Annotated in this window: 15 protein-coding genes and 1 other RNA gene; 10 read left to right on the plus strand and 6 right to left on the minus strand. The window is 64.9% G+C overall.

Going from position 1 to position 18,802, the window contains the following annotated elements:
- Positions 1-6: 6 nt before the first annotated feature.
- Genes C2U37_RS18950 through C2U37_RS18960 form a run of 3 tightly spaced genes read right to left on the minus strand, consistent with a single transcriptional unit; the run spans position 7 to position 3,626 of the window.
- Positions 7-855 carry an enoyl-CoA hydratase-related protein gene (locus C2U37_RS18950; protein WP_104452895.1) on the minus strand — a complete coding sequence of 283 codons (849 nt, stop codon included), beginning with the start codon at positions 853-855 and terminating at the stop codon, positions 7-9.
- A 9-nt stretch (positions 856-864) separates the two neighbouring features.
- Positions 865-2,481 carry a carboxyl transferase domain-containing protein gene (locus C2U37_RS18955; RefSeq protein WP_010674592.1) on the minus strand — a complete coding sequence of 539 codons (1,617 nt, stop codon included), beginning with the start codon at positions 2,479-2,481 and terminating at the stop codon, positions 865-867.
- Positions 2,478-3,626 carry an isovaleryl-CoA dehydrogenase gene (locus tag C2U37_RS18960; RefSeq protein WP_010674593.1) on the minus strand — a complete coding sequence of 383 codons (1,149 nt, stop codon included), beginning with the start codon at positions 3,624-3,626 and terminating at the stop codon, positions 2,478-2,480. The genes C2U37_RS18955 and C2U37_RS18960 overlap by 4 nt, the downstream gene beginning before the upstream one ends.
- A gap of 257 nt (positions 3,627-3,883) precedes the next feature.
- Between C2U37_RS18960 and C2U37_RS18965 the strand changes: the two genes are divergently transcribed.
- From C2U37_RS18965 to C2U37_RS19010, 10 genes are all read left to right on the plus strand, one after another.
- Entirely contained in the window at positions 3,884-5,395 is a 1,512-nt protein-coding gene (locus C2U37_RS18965) for a CoA-acylating methylmalonate-semialdehyde dehydrogenase (RefSeq protein ID WP_010674594.1), read from the plus strand.
- Positions 5,396-5,474: 79 nt separating this feature from the next.
- Positions 5,475-6,632: an acyl-CoA dehydrogenase family protein gene (locus C2U37_RS18970; RefSeq protein ID WP_104452896.1), complete on the plus strand. Its 1,158-nt coding sequence runs from the start codon at positions 5,475-5,477 to the stop codon at positions 6,630-6,632.
- 118 nt (positions 6,633-6,750) lie between these two features.
- A complete protein-coding gene (locus C2U37_RS18975) occupies positions 6,751-7,542 on the plus strand; it encodes an enoyl-CoA hydratase (RefSeq protein WP_010674596.1) in 792 nt (263 codons plus the stop codon).
- Positions 7,543-7,620: 78 nt separating this feature from the next.
- Positions 7,621-8,721, plus strand: coding sequence for an enoyl-CoA hydratase/isomerase family protein (locus tag C2U37_RS18980; RefSeq protein ID WP_029314467.1), 1,101 nt, complete (start codon positions 7,621-7,623; stop codon positions 8,719-8,721).
- Positions 8,722-8,748: 27 nt separating this feature from the next.
- Positions 8,749-9,669 carry a 3-hydroxyisobutyrate dehydrogenase gene (gene mmsB, locus C2U37_RS18985; protein WP_104452897.1) on the plus strand — a complete coding sequence of 307 codons (921 nt, stop codon included), beginning with the start codon at positions 8,749-8,751 and terminating at the stop codon, positions 9,667-9,669.
- 71 nt (positions 9,670-9,740) lie between these two features.
- Entirely contained in the window at positions 9,741-10,502 is a 762-nt protein-coding gene (locus tag C2U37_RS18990) for an SDR family oxidoreductase (RefSeq protein ID WP_010674599.1), read from the plus strand.
- Between the two features lie 364 nt (positions 10,503-10,866).
- A complete protein-coding gene (arcD, locus tag C2U37_RS18995; RefSeq protein ID WP_010674600.1) occupies positions 10,867-12,303 on the plus strand; it encodes an arginine-ornithine antiporter in 1,437 nt (478 codons plus the stop codon).
- Positions 12,304-12,395: 92 nt separating this feature from the next.
- Entirely contained in the window at positions 12,396-13,184 is a 789-nt protein-coding gene (locus C2U37_RS19000; RefSeq protein ID WP_010674601.1) for a sulfite exporter TauE/SafE family protein, read from the plus strand.
- A gap of 102 nt (positions 13,185-13,286) precedes the next feature.
- An RNA gene (gene ffs, locus C2U37_RS19005) (signal recognition particle sRNA small type) lies at positions 13,287-13,383 on the plus strand.
- A gap of 647 nt (positions 13,384-14,030) precedes the next feature.
- Positions 14,031-15,050 (plus strand): MBL fold metallo-hydrolase, encoded by a 1,020-nt coding sequence (locus C2U37_RS19010; RefSeq protein ID WP_232097984.1) that lies wholly within the window; start codon positions 14,031-14,033, stop codon positions 15,048-15,050.
- A 182-nt stretch (positions 15,051-15,232) separates the two neighbouring features.
- Here the strand turns inward: C2U37_RS19010 and yjfF are convergent, their stop codons facing one another.
- From yjfF to ytfR, 3 genes are read right to left on the minus strand one after another with little or no spacing between them, the layout of a single operon-like run.
- Positions 15,233-16,240 (minus strand): galactofuranose ABC transporter, permease protein YjfF, encoded by a 1,008-nt coding sequence (gene yjfF, locus C2U37_RS19015; RefSeq protein WP_010674604.1) that lies wholly within the window; start codon positions 16,238-16,240, stop codon positions 15,233-15,235.
- Positions 16,233-17,252, minus strand: coding sequence for a galactofuranose ABC transporter, ATP-binding protein YtfT (ytfT, locus tag C2U37_RS19020; RefSeq protein WP_010674605.1), 1,020 nt, complete (start codon positions 17,250-17,252; stop codon positions 16,233-16,235). The genes yjfF and ytfT overlap by 8 nt, the downstream gene beginning before the upstream one ends.
- A 1-nt stretch (position 17,253) precedes the next feature.
- On the minus strand, positions 17,254-18,762 hold the full coding sequence (gene ytfR / locus C2U37_RS19025) for a galactofuranose ABC transporter, ATP-binding protein YtfR (RefSeq protein WP_010674606.1): 1,509 nt from the start codon (positions 18,760-18,762) through the stop codon (positions 17,254-17,256).
- Between the last annotated feature and the right edge of the window lie 40 nt (positions 18,763-18,802).

Below are 18,802 nucleotides of genomic sequence, written 5' to 3' on the forward strand. Positions count from 1 at the left end.
ATTGAGTCATGCTTCGTCCTTGAAACGGGGGCGCCAGGTTGGGGGGCGTTTGTCGAAGAAGGCCTGGATCCCCTCCTGGGCCTCGAGACCGACCCGTACCCGGGCGATGGTCTCGACGGTCTGCTCTTCGTGCTGGTGGCCTGGGCGCCCTTCGAGGGCGGCCAGCAGCCGCTTGGTCTCCTTCATCGCCTGGGGGCCGTTGCGACACAACCGCAGGGCCATGGCGCGTCCCTCCGCCAGCAACTGATCAGGCTGGCTGAGCCTGTGCACCACGTTGAGTCGGCAGGCGGTGATGACATCGAAAGGCTCTGCGCTCAGCATGTAGCGGCGGGCCTGGCGCATCCCCATGGTGCGCACCACGTAGGGGCTGATCACCGCAGGCACCAGTCCCAGGGTCACCTCGGAGAGGCAGAAGCGGGCATTTTCGCTGGCCAGCACGATGTCGCAGGCGCAGACAAGGCCTAAGGCGCCGCCGTAGGCGGCCCCCTGCACCAGGGCTACCGTGGGGAAGGGCAGCTCGTCCAGTGCCTGCATCAGGTGGGCCAGCACCCGGGCGTCCTCGCGATTCTTGTCAAAGGCGCGGGGGTCGAACGCTTCCCCTGCCATCTTGCGCATCCACTCGAGATCGGCGCCCGCGCAAAAATGCGGCCCCTCGGCGCGCAGCAGCAGCACGTGGGGGCGGTCGGCGAGGGGCTGGCCGTGGGTCAGCTCGTCGAGGCAGTCGAGCAGCCCTTGCATCAGGTCGGCATCGAGGGCGTTGTGACGGGCCGGGCGGGCGAGCACCAGCTCGATCACCGGGCCGTGGCGCTCCAGGCGAAAATGGGCAAGGGGATCGTTGAAGAGCGGGTCTGACATATGAACTCCTTACATCCGGAAGATGCCGTACTGCCCGGGGCCCGGCTCGGCCCCCTGGCAGGCCGCCAGCGCCAGGGCGAGCACGGTGCGGCTCTGGGCCGGGTCGATGACGCCGTCATCCCACAGGCGAGCACTGGCGTAATAGGGGTGACCCTGGCGCTCGTACTGCGCGATCACCGGGGCGCGAATGGCGGCCGCCTCCGGCTCGCCCAGAGTCTTGCCCTCGGCGGCCAGCTTGTCCCGGCGCACCTGCACCAGCACCCCGGCCGCCTGCTCGCCCCCCATGACGGAGATGCGGCTGTTGGGCCAGCTGAAGAGAAAATCCGGTTCATAGGCGCGCCCGCACATGCCGTAGTTGCCGGCACCGAAGCTGCCGCCGACGATCAGAGTGATCTTGGGCACCCGGCTGCAGGCCACGGCGGTCACCAGCTTGGCGCCGTGCTTGGCGATCCCCTCTTTCTCCGCCGTACTCCCCACCATAAAGCCGGTGATGTTTTGCAGAAACAGCAGCGGGATCCCCCGCTGGTTGCAGAGCTGGATGAAGTGGGCCCCCTTCTGGGCGCTGTCGCTGTGCAGCACGCCGTTGTTGGCGAGGATCCCCACCTGCATGCCCTCAATGCGGGAAAAACCCGTCACCAAGGTAGTGCCGAACAACGCTTTGAATTCGTCAAACACAGAGCCATCCACTAGTCGGGCGATCAATTCTCGTGCGTCATAGGGGCGCTTGAGACTGGTGCCCACCAGGCCGTAGAGCTCCTCGATGGGGTAGTGCGGCTCATCATAGGAGGGAGCGGATGGGGCGGGTGACGCCGCCGTCTGGTTGTCACCCAGGTTGCTTACCAGGGTGCGGGTGATGGCCAGGGCATGGGCATCGTCCCTGGCCATGTGATCCGCCACCCCGGAGTGGACGCAGTGCACCTCGGCGCCGCCCAAGGCTTCTGCGCTGATCTCCTCACCGGTGGCGGCCTTGACCAGGGGCGGGCCCGCCAGAAAGAGGGTGGCCTGTTCCCTGACCATGATCGACTCGTCCGCCATGGCGGGCACGTAGGCACCCCCGGCGGTACAGAGTCCCATCACCACCGCCAGCTGGGGGATGCTCTGGGCCGACATGCGAGCCTGGTTGTAGAAGATGCGGCCAAAATGCTCCCGGTCGGGGAACACCTCGTCCTGCATGGGCAGGAAGGCACCGCCGGAATCCACCAGATAGAGGCATGGGAGGCGCAGTCGCTCGGCAATGGCCTGGGCGCGCAGGTGCTTTTTCACCGTGAGGGGGTAGTAGGTGCCGCCCTTCACGGTGGCGTCATTCACCACCAGCATGCACAGGCGCCCCGAGACCCGTCCGATGCCGGTGAGGATGCCGGCAGCGGGCACCGGTTCGTCATAGACCTGCCAGCCAGCCAGCGCCGACAGTTCGAGAAAGGGGGAACCCGGGTCCAGCAGCTGGTCGATGCGCTCCCGGGGCAGCAGCTTGCCACGGGCCTGGTGGCGGGCCTTGTTGGCAGCACCGCCGCCCAAGGCTATCTCCTCCAGGCGGGCATTGAGATCGTCGACCAGTGCCTGCATGGCGGCACGATTGGCCTCATAGTCGGGGCTCGCGGTGTCGAGACGGGAGTGGATCCTGCTCATGCATTATCCCCCATCAGCTCGCGGCCGATGAGCCAGCGGCGGATCTCCGAGGTGCCGGCGCCGATTTCGTAGAGTTTGGCGTCCCGCAGCAGGCGGCCTGTGGGGTATTCGTTGATGTAGCCGTTGCCGCCGAGCAGCTGGATGGCATCGAGGGCCATCTGGGTGGCATTTTCGGCGGCAAACAGGATGGCGGCGGCGCAATCCTTGCGGCTGGTGCGGCCCTGATCGCAGGCGCTCGCCACCGAATAGACCAGCGCCCGGCTGCTGGCGAGACGGGTATACATGTCGGCGAGCTTGCCCTGCACCAGCTGGAACTCGCCGATGGCCTGGCCGAACTGCTTGCGCTCGCGCACATAGGGAAGCACCACGTCCATGCAGGCCTGCATGATGCCAAGGGGGCCTGCTGCCAGCACCACCCGCTCGTAGTCGAGCCCGCTCATCAGTACCTTGACCCCGCCGTGCAGGGGACCCAGCAGGTTCTCCTGCGGCACCCGGCAGTTGTCGAACACCAGCTCGCAGGTACTGGATCCGCGCATGCCGAGCTTGTCGAGCTTCTGGGCGGTGGAAAAACCGGGAGTTCCCGCCTCGACGATAAAGGCGGAAATACCTTTGGGCCCTGCAGCGGCATCGGTCTTGGCATAGATGACGAAGGTGTCGGCATCGGGCCCGTTTGTGATCCACATCTTGTTGCCGTTCAGCACGAAGTGATCCCCCTCGCGCACCGCGGTGAGGCGCATGCTCACCACATCGGAGCCGGCACCCGGCTCGCTCATGGCCAGCGCCCCCACGTGTTTGCCGCTGACGAGGGAGGGCAGATATTTCGCCTTCTGATCAGGGGTGCCGTGGCGGTGGATCTGGTTGATGCAGAGGTTGGAGTGAGCGCCGTAGGAGAGGCCGACCGAGGCGCTGGCGCGGCTCACCTGCTCCATCACCAGCACATGGGCCAGATAGCCGAGGTTCACCCCGTCATACTCCTCCGCCACCGTGATGCCGTGCAGCCCCAGCTCACCCATGCGGGGCCAGAGATCCCGGGGAAAAGCGTTGCTCTGATCGATCTCGCTGGCGCGCGGTGCGATCACTTTCTGGCAGAAAGCCTCGACCTGTTCGGTCAGGGCCTGGAGGGTTTCATCCATCAGGGCATGCATCCGTGCTCTCCTTGGTGCAGTGGACTGCCGATTTCCCCTGCCATCAGGGTGATGACTGGTCAGTCCATTCGTGATTCAAGTTTACGTTAGCGTAAACGTAAGTTGATTGTTAGTCTAAGGTAAATTCGATGGCAGCCCGCCGCAAGGGGCTACCCGGGCAGAGGAGCGCAAGGAGTGAACAGGATGTGCAACAGCAACATGGATGTGGCCGGCCTGCAGTGGCCTGCCATCGCCAGCCAACGGGCTAGGAGGGGGGCATGAGCCAGCATCACACCCAGTACGGGGATCTGCCGCTCTACATCGGTGGCGAGGCGTGTCCGTCCGCAAGCGACGAGTGGATAGAGGTGACCGACCCGGCGGACCAGCATCTGCTGGCGCGTGTGCCGAAAGCTACCTCTGCGGAAATTGAGCTGGCGGTGCGCGCCGCCCACGACGCCTACCTGCTGTGGCGGGAGGTGCCGGCCCCCGAGCGGGCCCGGGTCATGTTCAACTACCAGCATCTGTTGAAAGTGCATCACGACGAGCTGGCGACCCTGCTGGCCCAGGAAACCGGCAAGAACCTGGCGGATGCCAAGGGGGATGTGTGGCGCGGCATCGAGGTGGTGGAGCAGGCCTGCGGTATTGCCAGTCAGACCCTGGGGGAGACCATGGGCAACGTGGCGCGCCGGGTGGATGGCCACTCCTGGGTGCAGCCCCTCGGGGTCTGCGTCGGCATCACGCCGTTCAACTTCCCAGCCATGATACCGCTGTGGATGTTCCCGCTGGCGGTGGCCTGCGGCAACGGCTTTGTGCTCAAGCCCTCCGAGCAGGATCCCCTCACCCCCATGCGCCTGGCCGAGCTGTTTACCGAGGCGGGGGCCCCCAGGGGCATTCTGTCGGTGGTGCACGGCGGCGCCGAGCAGGTGGATGCGCTGCTGGCCCATCCCGATGTCAAGGCAGTCAGTTTCGTGGGCTCGGCCCGGGTCGGCGGCCACGTCTATCGCAGCGCCACGTCGCAGCTCAAGCGCGCCCAGTGTTTTGTCGGCGCCAAGAATCACATGGTGATCATGCCGGATGCCAACAAGGCGCAGGTGCTCGGCAACTTGGTGGGAGCCGGAGTCGGCGCCGCCGGTCAGCGCTGCATGGCCATCAGCGTGGCGGTGTTCGTGGGGAGCGCCAGGGAGTGGATCCCCGAGCTCGCCGCCGAGTTCGCCAAGGTGAAACCCGGTGTCTGGCACGATCCCGAGGCCGCCTACGGCCCCCTCATCAGCCCGGAGGCGAAAGTCAGGGTGGAGGGGCTTATCGAGGCGGGGATTGCCGAGGGAGCCGAGTGCCTGCTGGACGGCCGTTTTTGCGACGTCCCCGGCTACCCGGTGGGCAACTGGGTGGGGCCGACCCTGTTTCGCGGCGTGACCCCCGAGATGCGCATCTACAAGGAGGAGATCTTCGGGCCCGTGCTGGCCTGCCTCGAGGTGGGGAGCCTGGATGAGGCGCTTGCCCTCATCAACGCCAACCCCTATGGCAACGGCACCTCCCTCTTCACCGGCTGTGGCGCCGCCGCCCGCAAGTTTCGCCACGAGGTGGCGGTGGGCCAGGTGGGGATCAACGTGCCCATCCCGGTGCCGCTGCCGTTCTTCTCCTTTACCGGCTGGCGCGGCTCCTTCTACGGGGATCTGCACGCCTACGGCAAGCAGGCGGTACGTTTTTACACCGAGACCAAGACGGTGACGGAGCGCTGGTTCGACGAAGACATTCCCAGCGGCCCCAATATGACCATTCAGCTGCGCTGACGGCAGGTTGCCCACTTTGCCCGGGTGCCCCCATTGACAGCAACGGATCGACGGAACAAGTACAAAGGAAGCGAACAAGATGGATTTTACCCTGACCGAATCCCAACGGGCCTGTGTCGAGTCGGCCGGCGCCTTCGCCGATCTGGCGCTCAAACCCCACGCCGCGCGCTGGGACAGGGAGCACGAGTTCCCCATCCCCACCATCAAGCAGGCGGCGGCGTTGGGCCTGTGTGGCCTCTATACCCCGGAGCAGTATGACGGTCTGGGCCTGAGCCGGCTCGATGCCAGCCTCATCTTCGAACGCCTCGCCATGGGCTGCACCTCCACCACCGCCTATCTCACCATCCACAACATGGTGAGCTGGATGCTGGGCAGCTGGCTGCCTGCCGAGGTGGCCGCGGAGTGGGTACCCAGGCTCGCCAGCGGCGAGCTGCTGGGATCCTACTGCCTCACCGAGCCGGGGGCGGGCTCCGACGCTGCGGCCCTCAAGACCCGCGCCGTGCGCGATGGCGCGGATTACCTCCTCGACGGCAGCAAGGTGTTCATCTCGGGCGCCGGCAGCACCGACGTGCTGGTGGTGATGGCCCGCACCGGTGGTGAGGGGGCCAAGGGGATCTCTGCCTTCATGGTACCGGCCCAGACCCCCGGCGTGAGCTACGGCAAGGCGGAGGAGAAGATGGGCTGGAACAGCCAGCCGACCCGGGAGGTGAACTTCAATGCCGTGCGCATTCCCGCTCGCTTCCGGCTGGGGGAGGAGGGGGAAGGGTTCAAGTTCGCCATGCAGGCGCTCGATGGGGGGCGCATCAACATCGCCAGCTGTTCGCTGGGCACAGCCCAGCAGGCTCTCAACGATGCCCTGGCCCATGTGCAGCAGCGCCAGCAATTTGGACACCCGATCAGCGAATTCCAGAGCGTGCAGTTTCGCCTGGCCGACATGGCCACCGAGCTCGCTGCCGCCCGCCTGCTGGTGCGCCAGGCGGCCGCCAAACTCGATGAGGGCAGCCCGGACAAGAGCGCCTGGTGCGCCATGGCCAAGCGTTTTGCCACCGACGTGGGGCACCGCATCTGCGACGACGCCCTGCAACTCTTTGGCGGCTATGGTTATATCCGCGAGTATCCGCTTGAGCGCTATCTGCGCGACACCCGGGTGCACCGCATTCTGGAAGGGACGAATGAAGTGATGCGGCTCATCATCGCCCGCCGCCTGCTGGCCGACCCCGGCCTGTCGCTGGAGTAGCGGGAGTAGCCTGCCCTGAGGACGCAGTCGGCGCGTCCTCAGGCTTTGTGAGCCAGGTGCAGGTTGGCTCCATTCAACCCTGTCATCATGGGGCAGTTTTTTTGACAAGGACAACGCAATGACAAGGATCAGGCTCGAATATCACGGCCACGTGGCCTACATCACCCTCGATCACCCACCCGCCAACACCTGGACGCTCGCCAGCCTGAAAGCCTTCTTGCAGATGATGGTGGAGCTGGATGGTCGCCCCGACGTGGTAGCCCTGGTGATCCGCGGTGCCGGAGAGAAATTCTTCTGCGCCGGCGCCGATCTCAAGATGTTCGCCGACGGCAGCCTGGCGCATGCCCGCGAGGTGGCCGAGGCCTTTGGCCACGCCTTCGAGGCGCTGGCCCGCTTTCACGGGGTCAGCATCGCCGCCATCAACGGCTATGCCATGGGAGGGGGGCTCGAAGTTGCGCTGGCCTGCGACATCCGCATCGCCGAGCAGCAGGCCAAGCTGGGGTTGCCAGAGGCCTCGGTGGGTTTGTTGCCCTGCGCCGGCGGCACCCAGCGCCTCACCGAGCTGGTGGGGCCGGGCTGGGCCAAGCGGATGATCCTCTGCGGCGAGAAGGTGAGCGCCACCCTGGCCTACGAGATGGGGCTGGTGGAGGAGGTGGTGACCGAGGGGCACGCCTGGGAGGCGGCGCAGCAGATGGCCCAGCTGGTGGAGCGCCAGAGCCCGAGCGCCCTGCGCGCCTGCAAACAGCTCATCAATCAGGGGCGAAGCACCCACAGGGACGCGGCGCTGCCACTCGAGCGCAGCCTCTTTCTCGCCCTGTTTGACGATGCCAATCAGCGCGAAGGGGTGGCGGCCTTCCTGGAGAAGCGGGCCCCGCGCTGGCGTTACGACCAATCCAAACCGAAAGAGTGAGGGAGCGAAGGATGAATGAGGTATTGATGGCGACCCGCCATGTCGCAGGGGCAGATACCCGGTCTACGGGGGCTGCCCATGAGTGAGCCCGTGCTCATCGAGACCCACCCCACGGCGGATGGCCGCCACATCGGCATGCTGACTCTGGACAGCCCCGCCTCCCTCAACGCCCTGAGCCTTGAGATGATCCAGTTGTTGCAGGGGGCGTTGACCCGCTGGGAGCAGGATCCGGCCATCGTCTGCGTGTTGTTGCAAGGGGCCGGCGAGAAGGCATTCTGCGCCGGTGGTGACATCCGCTCCTTTTATTACCGCAAGCAGGAGGCGAGCCACTCTGAATTGTTCGGCTATGCCCGCGACTTCTTCCTGCAGGAGTACCGGCTCGATCATCACATCCACTGCTACGGCAAGCCCCTTGTCTGCGTGGCGGACGGCATCTGCATGGGGGGCGGCATCGGCCTCTTTGCCGGGGCCGCTTTTCGGGTGGTGACAGAGAAGAGTCTGTTCGCCATGCCGGAGGTGACCATAGGCCTCTATCCGGATGTGGGGGCCAGCTGGTTTTTGAGCCGGATGCCGGGGCGGCTCGGACTCTGGCTCGGCCTCACCGGTGCCCGCTTCAACGGGGCGGACGCCATCGGCCTGGGGCTCGCGGATCACGCCATGGGGAGCCGCGAGCGGGTGGAGCTGCCGGCGCGCCTCGCCGCCCTCGACTGGTCCGCAGGCGACCCCTGCGAGCAGATCGAGGTGCTGCTCACCGATTTGCAGGAGGTCCCTGGTCAGGCATTGCCCCCTCCCGTACTGCTGCCCCACCAGGCCCGCATCGATGCGCTGTTGGCTGGCCGCTCTCTGCAAGGGGTGCTGGCACGCCTCGAGGGCGCCGAGCTGGACGAACCGGCGCTGACTCAGGGGCGGGAGACCTGCCTTCGCGGCAGCCCCATCAGCCGCGCCATCCTCTGGCGCCAGTTCTGGCAGGCACGGCGCCAGTCCCTGGCCGAGGTGTTTGCCGACGAGCTGACCCTCTCGGTCAATTGCGTGCTCAGAGGGGACTTCGTGGAAGGGGTGCGGGCTCTGCTCATCGACAAGGACAAATCCCCTCGCTGGCAGGCCCCGCAGGCGGGCGAGGCCTGGCTGGATGCCTTCTATCGCTGGCCCGAGGGGGACAACCCCTTGCGCCTCCGCTGACGCGGGATCACACACAAGGAGCACACCATGACAAGGATTGGGTTTATCGGGCTTGGCAACATGGGGGGCCCCATGGCCGCCAACCTGGCCAGGGCGGGGCACAGGATGCAGGTGTTTGATCTGGTGCCCGAGAGCCTGAGCCGGGCCATCGAGGCTGGCTGCATTGCCGCCGGGAATGCCCGGGAAGCGGTGAGCGGCTGCGAGCTGGTCATCAGCATGCTGCCAGCGGGGGAGCACGTGCGCAGCCTCTGGCTGGGGGAGAGTGTCGGTGAGCGGGGTGGCCAGGATCTGCTGGCGGCCCTGTCGCCCGGCACCTTGGTCATCGACTGCTCCACCATAGACGTGGCCTCGGCCCGTCAGGTGGGGGCGGCGGCGAAGGCGAGCGGCATCCGTTTTCTCGATGCCCCCGTCTCGGGAGGGGTGGCCGGTGCGGCGGCGGGCACGCTCACTTTCATCGTCGGCGGCGAACAAGCGGATTATGAAGCGGCCAGACCCGTGCTCGCCTGCATGGGGCAGAACCTGTTTCACGCCGGGGCGCTTGGCGCCGGCCAGATCGCCAAGATGTGCAACAACATGCTGCTCGCCATCCACATGGCGGGCACCGCCGAGGCGCTGGCGCTCGGGGTCAAGGAGGGGCTGGATCCCGTCGTGCTCTCCACCATCATGGGCAAGAGTTCGGGCAACAACTGGAGCCTGGAGCGCTACAACCCCTGGCCCGGTGTGATGGAGAACGTGCCGGCGTCCCGTGGGTATGCAGGGGGCTTTATGACCCGGCTGATGGTCAAGGATTTGGGGCTCGCCATGGCGTTGGCGGAACATGCCCACAGCGCCGTGCCCATGGGGGCCCTGGCCCGCAACCTCTTCAACCTGCACGCGAGCCTGGGCCAGGAGAACAAGGATTTTTCCAGCATCCTCGAGCTCTATCGGGACAAGACAGCGCCGGGTTAAGGGCCGCTATCTACCTATTTACCCGATAGTCTTTGACTCGACAGTCACCGGCCATCTCACCAGGAGCATTTATGGATATCACACGGAAAGTCATCGCCATCACGGGGGCGGGTAGGGGGCTGGGCCGCGCCATCGCTCTGAGTCTGGCGGAGCAGGGGGCCGTGCTTGCGCTCATCGATGTCAACCGCACCGATCTGGAGGTGACCGAGGCAGAAGTGCGCAGCCGTGACGGCCGCTGCGCCCTGTTCGTCTGCAACGTGGCAAGCGAGCCAGAGGTCGAGGCGACCTTCGCCGCCATCAAGGATCAGTTCGGTGCGCTGCACGGCCTCGTCAACTGTGCCGGCATCCTGCGCGACGGCATGCTGATCAAGGTGAAGGAGGGGGCACTGACGGAGAAGATGAGCCTGGCCCAGTGGCAGAGCGTCATCGACGTCAATCTCACCGGCACTTTCCTGTGCGGGCGCGAGGGGGCGGCGCTGATGGCCACCGGCGGGGAGGGGGGCGTCATCATCAACATCTCCTCCATCGCCCGGGCCGGCAACATGGGCCAGAGCAACTATGCCGCCAGCAAGGCGGGGGTGGCCTCTCTGGTGGTCACCTGGGGGAAGGAGCTGGCCCGTCACGGCATCCGGGTGATGGGCATCGCCCCCGGCGTCTTTGCCACCGACATGACGGCGGCGATGAAGCCCGAAGCCATGGCCCGCATGCAACAGGCCATCCCGGTGGGCACCCTGGGGCAGGCGGCGCAGCTGGCCCAGACGGTGCAGTTCATCCTTGCCAACGACTATCTGTCCGGGCGGATGATCGAGCTGGACGGCGGCTTGAGGCTCTAGTCCCCCTGCATATACCCTCTCTGACGCCCCTCCTGCAGGGGCGTTTTTGCAGGGGAAAGGCCCCAGTGCAAGGGTGCATAGCCATGCAGGTCCGGCTTTTGAAAAGCGGGGCGACATCATGAAAAGTCGTGAAATATCAACGGGTCTTTCTTAATTTGAACCAGCTCACAGGCACCCCGGGTCAGTGCTGTAAAATTGCGCGCGGTCAAGGCGGCTCATGATTGACGGCAAGAGGGATTGCGGCCGGAATAGTCATGCAATATAGTTGCCGCCTTTTTCACGGGGTACGGATTTCTAGCCCCTCCCATGTCGCGCGCTGTATGAATACGGATGCTCAGCCGCCGCCTAATAAAACAGGTTTGAGATGGACAAGAAACTGGGGCTGGGTGCCCTCATTTCGCTGGTGATCGGCTCCATGGTCGGTGCCGGGGTTTTCAGTCTGCCGCAAAACATCGCAGCGCACGCCAGTGCCGGGGCAGTCGCCCTGGGATGGGCCATCACGGGGATCGGCATGATCTGCCTCGCCCTGGTCTACCAGAATCTCTCCATGCGTCGACCGGATCTCGATGGCGGCATCTTCAGCTACGCCAAGGCGGGGTTCGGGGATTTCGTCGGCTTCAACGCCGCCTGGGGTTACTGGCTGTGCCAGCTGCTGGCCAACGTCTCCTACGCCATCGTGGTGTTCAGTGCGCTGAGCTACTTCTTCGACACGCCGGACAATGTCATCTTCGGTGACGGCAACACCCCGGTCGCCATCACGCTCGCTTCCCTGCTCATCTGGTCGGTGCATGCCCTGGTTCTGCGCGGCATCCAGGTGGCGGCGCTGGTGAACATCGTCACCACCATCGCCAAGATGGTGCCCCTCATCGTCTTCTGCGTGGCCATCCTGCTCGCTTTCAACATGGAGACCTTCACCCTGGATCTCTGGGGGCAGGGGAGTCCCGAGCTCGGCTCCGTGATGGATCAGGTGAAGTCCACCATGAAGGTGACCCTCTGGGTCTTCATCGGCATCGAGGGGGCCGTGGTGGTCTCCGCCCGTGCCCGCCATCGCAAGGACGTGGGCCGCGCCACCGTGCTGGCGCTGCTGGGGGCCCTGGCGCTCTACGTCATGGTGACCCTGTTCTCCCTGGGGGTCATGAACCAGCCGCAACTGGCGGCCCTCAAGAACCCCTCCACCGCCATGATCCTGGAAGCCGTGGTCGGCCCCTGGGGCGCCTGGCTCATCAACATCGGCCTGGTGATCTCGGTGATGGGGGCCCTGCTGAGCTGGACCGTGCTGGCGGCGGAAGTGCCCTACATCGCGGGCAAGACCGGGGTCTTCCCGGCCTGGTTCGCCAAGGAGAACAAGAATGGCTCCCCCAAGGTGTCGCTCTGGTGCTCCACCTGCCTGGTGCAGATCTTCCTCATCATCATCTACTTCCAGAACAGCACCTATCTGGCGTTGGTGAACATCGCCACCTCGGCGGCCCTGGTGCCCTATGTCTTCTCCGGTGCTTACGGCCTCAAGCTGGCGTTGAAAGGGGAGACCTACGCGGGCCAGCCCCATCAGCGCAAGCGCGACCTGCTGTTGGCCCTGGTGGCCACCGTCTATGGCTGCTGGCTGGTCTATGCCGCCGGGGTGGAGTACCTCTTGCTGGTGGCGCTGCTCTACAGCCCGGGGATCTTCATCTACTGGAAGGCGCGCCAGCACCACGGCCTGCGCAGCCTCAACCGGCTGGAGCAGGGGATGACGGCAGCCCTGCTCGGTTGCGCCGTGCTGGCGTTCTACAAGGTGATGGACGGTACCATTCCCCTGCATTAATCGGCACAATAAAGGGATGGCAAGATGCCATCTCTTTTTTTATGGGCAATGGCGGTCAAGTTGACCGCTGTTTCGTTATTGAAGGAATGTTTATGCTGTTTGTGGGCTATCTGGTGTTGGGGGCCTTCGCGGGCATGCTGGCCGGGCTGTTCGGTATCGGCGGCGGCCTCATCATCGTCCCCGTGCTGGTCCTGAGTTTTCACGCACAGGGCGTGGCGCCGGAGATCATCACCCATCTGGCCCTCGGCACCTCGCTGCCCACCATGATCTTCACCGGTTTCAGCTCCCTGCGTGCGCACCAGGAGGCAGGAGCGGTGGACTGGGGGATGATTCGGCGCCTGGGCGCCGGCATGCTGGTCGGTGCCTGGCTCGGCGGCATGACCGCCAATCTGCTGAGCGCCAGCACCCTCAACATCATCATCGGCTGCTTCGCCTGGACCATGGCCCTGCAGATGGGGCTCAATTTGAGGCCAAAAGCGGAGCGACACATGCCGGGCCCCCTTGGTACCGGGATCGCCGGCACCGTCATCGGCTGGATGTCGGCCTTGTTCGGCATCGGTGGCGGCTCGCTGACCGTGCCTTACCTCACCTGGAACTCGGTGCCCATGCGCAACGCCGTGGCCGCCTCCGCCGCCTGCAGCATGCCCATCGCCCTGGCAGGCAGCCTCAGCTACCTCTATGCCGGTTGGGGAGACGCCGATCTGCCCGAGTGGAGCGTCGGATTCATCTATCTGCCGGCCCTGCTTGGCATCGTGCTCACCAGCACCCAGTTTGCCCGTCTGGGCGCCAGACTGGCACACAGTATGTCACCCCGGCGGCTCAAGCAGGCCTTTGCCCTGCTCATGTTGCTGGTGGGTGCCAAATTCATGCTCTTTAGCTGAACCCTTGGCCAGATTGTTGAAAAATAAGGCGAACGGCTCGCGATGCGGTAGAAAGCCATTGCATTGAGGGGCCAGTTTGCCTATTCTCCTCGCCGGTGGTCCTATTGGTCCTCTCGCATTGATAACCCGTCGACCTGGTCAGGACCGGAAGGTAGCAGCCAAGGCGGGGGACTCGAGTGCCGGGATGTGGCTGGTAGGGCCACCACCTGTTTCTGCCATTCAACAAGTTACAGCTAATACCCCCTTCAGACCTCTTGGTAATCCACTTCATGTGGATGAATCAGGAGTCTTCAAAGTGCATTTTCAGCTCTCTTCACATGCAATTTGCTCTACCGCAAGGTGAGCCTGTGCCCTATGGGCGTTCATCAGGCTTCAGACCGCGCCTGGCTCAAACTTCCTCTTGATCTTCAGCACTGTCCCCTTGAGATCATGCTTTCCCTCAGTCACCTCCCGTGGCCTCTATGGCCCAGCCATCTTCTGACTTTCAGCACTGCAAGCTCTTGCAGTACGCCATCTGACGCCTCCTTTTGTTGGCGCCGGCAGAGCAGGTGAGGCCATGCGCTTGATGCGACACCATGCCGGGGCCACGCGGCAACGCGAACCCCTCTGGTGGCGGGAGCCCGGGCAGGCTATCTTGCCGTTACTGGAGACGCCGGGAACCGGTTTCATACCGTGCGACTCTCCCGTTCTGTTTTATGGATGGTGAGGCCCCGTGCAGGGGCTGCTCTCGACTCACCAGAGACCAGGCTGACAGGCGTGGCATGAATGCAGACCCCGTCAGCCTCTTTTCGCGCCCCTGAGGGGCGCCGTTTTCTGTGGTTGCTCAAAGGAGCCCTGATGATTGGCATGATCGCATCTCTACTCAAACCGGGCCTGCCCGAACACCCGGACTCCTCGCAATATCATGGGGGCCGGTTCAACAATGCCGTGACACCCCAGGCGCGAAGTCTGTGGGAAGGGGCCAGGCTCTGGTGGGACTTTCTGTTCGCCAAGCCTGAGGGCACGGTGCCGGATCGCGCCATTCCGGTACAGGTCATGACCCGGGAGGGGCTCATCGCGGCGCCGGACAACAGCGTGTGGCGCCTCGGCCACTCCACTCTGCTGCTGAAGTTGCAGGGCACGTTCTGGCTGACGGATCCCGTGTTCAGCGAGCGGGCCTCGCCGGTGCAGTGGTTCGGCCCCAAGCGCTGGCATCAACCGCCCATCACCCTGGAGGCGCTGCCCCCCATCGAGGGGGTGATCCTCTCCCACGATCACTACGACCATCTCGATCACGGGGCCATACTGGCGCTGCAGGAGAAGGTCGACCACTTCATCACGCCCCTCGGGGTGGGGGCGCGCCTCATGGCCTGGGGGATTGCGAAGGAGAAGATCCGCGAACTGGACTGGTGGCAGCAGACCCGGGTGGGCGGTGTCACCCTGGTAGCGACCCCGGCCCAGCATTTCTCCGGCCGTGGCCTCGGGGACGGCAACCAGACCCTCTGGGCCTCCTGGGTCATTCGCGGCGAGGGGGTCAACCTCTTCTTCAGCGGTGACAGCGGCTACTTCGACGGTTTCAAGGAGATTGGCAGGCGCTACGGTCCGTTCGACGTGACCTTCCTCGAGACCGGGGCCTACGACAAGCGCTGGGAGCTGGTGCACATGCTCCCGGCGCAGACGGCGCAGGCGTTTCACGATCTCGGGGGGAAATGGCTCTATCCGGTGCACAACGGCACCTTCGATCTGGCCATGCACCGCTGGAACGACCCGCTTGAGCAGATTGCCCGACTGGCTGCCGAGCAACAGATCCCCCTGACCACGCCTGTCATGGGGGAGCCTCTGGAGGTGCTGAGCCCCCATGAGGGTAGCCCCTGGTGGCGCGATTGACCTGAGTGCCTTCCAAAGACGGTGTGACCCCTCAAAGGGGCGTGCGGGAGGTTGGGGCCGGGCCCTGTGAGCGCCCCCGCTGCCTCCCCATCCTCTGCGCCGGACCCGCGACGGCCAGGCGGGGAGGGCGCACGGGAGCGCCTTGCCGCGTTATCTTCTGCCACCAGAGTCTTGCTGATACCTCACTCGGGCTGGGCGGCAACCTGGCGCTTGAAGGGACCTGGCTTGTTGGCCTTGCGGTGTTCCGAAACCAGGATCAGCAGGCGCTGCAGGGCGATGAAGCTGAACAGCAGCAGGCCGATGATGATCTTGGTCCACCAGGAGCTGAGGGTGCCGTCGAAGTTGATGTAGGTCTGGATCAACCCCTGGATCAGCACCCCGAACAGGGAGCCGAAGACGGTGCCCACCCCGCCGCTCAGCAGGGTGCCGCCGATGACAACGGCGGCGATGGCATCGAGCTCGACCCCGACGGCGGCGAGCGGGTAGCCCGCCGAGGTATAGAGCGCGAACACGATGCCTGCCAGGGTCGCCAGGGTGGTGGAGAGCAGGTAGATGCGAATGGTGGTGTGGCGCACCGAGATCCCCATCAGGGCTGCCGAGGTGGCGTTGCCGCCGATGGCGTAAACGTTGTTGCCAAAGCGGGTGCGGTTGGCGAGCAGGATGCCGAAGACCACCACCGCCAGCATGATGAGGGCCAGCAGGCTCAGGCGACCGCCCCCCGGTATCTTCCACGACAGGCTCGACAGGTAGGTGAAGGTGGGGTGATCGATGGGCAGGGACTGCTCGGAGATGAGAAAACTGGCCCCCCGCAGGAAGAACATGCCCGCCAGGGTGATGATGAAGGCGGGGATCTTCAGGGTGTCGATCAGCCAGCCCATGAGGGCGCCAAAGCCTGCCCCGAGCACCAGCACCAGAGGGATGGCCAGCACGGGGCTGACGCCCAGCTTCCCGATGAGGGTTGCCAGCAGCACGCCGGTGAAGGCGATGACGGCCCCCACCGACAGATCGATGCCCCCCGAGAGGATGACGAAGGTCATGCCCACCGCCACTATTCCCAGAAACGCGTTGTCCGTCAGGATGTTGCAGATGATGCGGGTGGACATGAAGGCTGGGAAGGAGGCCAGGCAGAGCAGATAGCCCAGCACGAAGACCATGATGGTCACCATCAGGGGGAGGTTGCGTTTAAACATGGCGAGTCCCTCGCTGGAAGAGGTGGTTGAGGGCCGGTGACTGCATGACCAGCACCGCCAGCACCACCAGGGCCTTGACGATCTGGTTCCACTGGGGCTGGTAGCCGGAGAGCAGGATCCCGGTGTTCACCCCCTGGATGATCAGTATGCCGATCAGGGAGAGGGCGAGGTTGAAGCGCCCCCCCATCAGGGAGGTGCCCCCTATCACCACCGCCAGAATGGCGTCCATCTCGAGCCAGAGTCCGGCGTTGTTGGCATCGGCACCCCGGATGTCGGCGGCGACTATCATGCCGGCGACGGCGGCCATCATGCCGCTCAGCAGGTAGGTGGCGATCACCACCATGGGGGTGTTGAGCCCGGCGTTCTTGGCGGCCTTGATGTTGATCCCCACCGCTTCGATGAAGAGGCCGAGGGCGGTGCGCTTGGTCAGCAGCCAGAGCAGCAGCGCCATGCCCAGGGTGATGATGACCGGGGTGGGCAGATAGAAGAGGGAGCCGCTGCCGATCCAGGCGAGTGCGTCGTTGTTGAAGGTGATGATCTGCCCCTCGGTGATGAGCTGGGCGATGCCCCGGCCCGCCACCATGAGGATCAGGGTGGCGACGATGGGCTGGATCTTGAACACCGCCACCAGCAGGCCGTTCCACAGGCCGCACAGAAGGCCCACCCCGATGACAGCGGCGAAGATGACCGGCAGGCTGTGACCGCCGGTGGCCAGGCTGGCCATGGTGGCCCCGCTGATGGCCATGACGGCTCCCACCGACAGGTCGATGCCGCCGGTGGCGATCACCAGCGTCATGCCGAGGGAGAGCAGGGCCACCGGGGCACAGCGGTTGAGGATGTCGATGAGGCTGCCAAACAGCCGCCCATCCTGGATGTGGATGGCGAAGAAGTTGTCGGCGACCAGGGCATTGATGAGCAGCACGCACACCAGGGCGGCGCACTGGGCCGAGCCCGTGGGCCACTCCCTGCGGGCGCGCGACCCCTTGGCGAGGGGGAGAATGGATGACGTCATATCAGGCCTCACATGCAATGGCGTTCATGATGGCAGGGACGCTCAGGGCGTCCGTCGCAAGCTCTGCCACCTGTTTTCTGTCACGAAGGACGATCACCCGATCGGCATAGCCCACCAGCTCCTCGAGCTCGGAGGAGATGACCAGCAGGGCCAGCCCGTTGGCGCAGAGGGATTCGATGAGGCGGATGATCTCGGCGTGGGCCCCCACGTCGATGCCCCGGGTAGGCTCGTCCAGGATCAGGAACTGGGGTTTGGTGAGCAGCCAGCGGGCGAGCAGCACCTTTTGCTGGTTGCCCCCGGAGAGAAACTGGATGGGCTGCTCTGGTCCCGGGGTCTTGATGGCCAACTGCTCGATGAGGCGGGCGGTGATCTCGTCCTGCTCCTTGCGAGACAGGGGATGCAACCAGCCCCGCTGGGCTTGCAGGGCCAGCACCATGTTCTCCCGCACCGAGGCCGAGGCGATGATGCCGGCGCTCTTGCGATCCTCCGGGCAGAAACCAAAGCCGTTGGCGGCCGCCTGGCGTGCAGAGCGGATGGTCACCGGCTTGTCCCGCACCCGGCACTCGCCGCTATCGCTCGGGACTATGCCGAACATCAGCTCGGCGGTCTCGGTACGACCGGACCCGAGCAGGCCGGCGAGGCCCACTATCTCCCCGGGCATGACGTCGAGACTGAAAGGGGTGATGACTCCCCGCTTGCCATAGTCCCTGAACGACACCATGGGCTGGTTGCTGCGCAGTGTTTTGCCCGCCCGCTTGAGGGCATTGTCGTCCAGCTCGCGTCCCAGCATCATCTTGACCAGCTCCAGTTGTGGCAGTGCCTGGGTGTCGCGGGTGCCGACCAGCTCGCCGTTGCGCAGCACTGTGATGCGATCGCTGATGGCGTAGACCTGATCGAGAAAATGGGTGATGAAGATGAGGCTCACCCCCTGATCCCGCAGGCGCGTCATCAGGGAGAAGAGCATCTGGACTTCGCTGGCATCCAGGCTCGCGGTGGGCTCGTCCAGGATCAGGATCCTGGCGGAGAGTGACACCGCCCGGGCGATGGCCACGATCTGCTGCATGGCGACCGAGTAGTGGTCGAGGGGCAGGGTGACATCCATCTCGAAGCCGTGGCTGGCCATGATGGCGCTGGCCTGCCGGGTCATGGCGCCCCGGTCGATGAAGCCGAAACGGCGTGGCTCGTGGCCGATGAAGAGGTTGTCCGCCACCGACATGTTCGGCAGCAGGTTGACCTCCTGATAGACGGTGCCTATCCCCAGACGCTGGGCATGGGCGGTGTCCGTCGGGGAGATGGGGACGCCATCGAGTTCGATACGGCCAGCGTCTCGCTGATAGACACCGGTGAGGGTCTTGATCAACGTGGACTTGCCGGCCCCGTTCTCGCCGAGCAGCGCCATGATCTCTCCCCGGCGCAGGGAGAAGTCCACCTGATGCAGGGCTCGTACTCCGGGAAACGCCTTGCATATTCCGCGGGCATTCAATACGACATCGTGAGTGTTCTCTGACATGAACATTGGCTCTCCGATATAGCGCGCCATACAAGTTCAA

It is taken from the genome of Aeromonas sp. ASNIH1 (assembly GCF_002934285.1).
Classification (GTDB): domain Bacteria; phylum Pseudomonadota; class Gammaproteobacteria; order Enterobacterales; family Aeromonadaceae; genus Aeromonas; species Aeromonas caviae.

What these genes read in the sequence shown, in the direction of transcription:
- C2U37_RS18950 (WP_104452895.1), bottom strand. Translation starts at nt 855, where the DNA reads ATGTCAGACCCGCTCTTCAACGATCCCCTTGCCCATTTTCGCCTGGAG.
- C2U37_RS18955 (WP_010674592.1), bottom strand. Translation starts at nt 2,481, where the DNA reads ATGAGCAGGATCCACTCCCGTCTCGACACCGCGAGCCCCGACTATGAG.
- C2U37_RS18960 (WP_010674593.1), bottom strand. Translation starts at nt 3,626, where the DNA reads ATGCATGCCCTGATGGATGAAACCCTCCAGGCCCTGACCGAACAGGTC.
- C2U37_RS18965 (WP_010674594.1), top strand. Translation starts at nt 3,884, where the DNA reads ATGAGCCAGCATCACACCCAGTACGGGGATCTGCCGCTCTACATCGGT.
- C2U37_RS18970 (WP_104452896.1), top strand. Translation starts at nt 5,475, where the DNA reads ATGGATTTTACCCTGACCGAATCCCAACGGGCCTGTGTCGAGTCGGCC.
- C2U37_RS18975 (WP_010674596.1), top strand. Translation starts at nt 6,751, where the DNA reads ATGACAAGGATCAGGCTCGAATATCACGGCCACGTGGCCTACATCACC.
- C2U37_RS18980 (WP_029314467.1), top strand. Translation starts at nt 7,621, where the DNA reads ATGAGTGAGCCCGTGCTCATCGAGACCCACCCCACGGCGGATGGCCGC.
- mmsB (WP_104452897.1), top strand. Translation starts at nt 8,749, where the DNA reads ATGACAAGGATTGGGTTTATCGGGCTTGGCAACATGGGGGGCCCCATG.
- C2U37_RS18990 (WP_010674599.1), top strand. Translation starts at nt 9,741, where the DNA reads ATGGATATCACACGGAAAGTCATCGCCATCACGGGGGCGGGTAGGGGG.
- arcD (WP_010674600.1), top strand. Translation starts at nt 10,867, where the DNA reads ATGGACAAGAAACTGGGGCTGGGTGCCCTCATTTCGCTGGTGATCGGC.
- C2U37_RS19000 (WP_010674601.1), top strand. Translation starts at nt 12,396, where the DNA reads ATGCTGTTTGTGGGCTATCTGGTGTTGGGGGCCTTCGCGGGCATGCTG.
- C2U37_RS19010 (WP_232097984.1), top strand. Translation starts at nt 14,031, where the DNA reads ATGATCGCATCTCTACTCAAACCGGGCCTGCCCGAACACCCGGACTCC.
- yjfF (WP_010674604.1), bottom strand. Translation starts at nt 16,240, where the DNA reads ATGTTTAAACGCAACCTCCCCCTGATGGTGACCATCATGGTCTTCGTG.
- ytfT (WP_010674605.1), bottom strand. Translation starts at nt 17,252, where the DNA reads ATGACGTCATCCATTCTCCCCCTCGCCAAGGGGTCGCGCGCCCGCAGG.
- ytfR (WP_010674606.1), bottom strand. Translation starts at nt 18,762, where the DNA reads ATGTCAGAGAACACTCACGATGTCGTATTGAATGCCCGCGGAATATGC.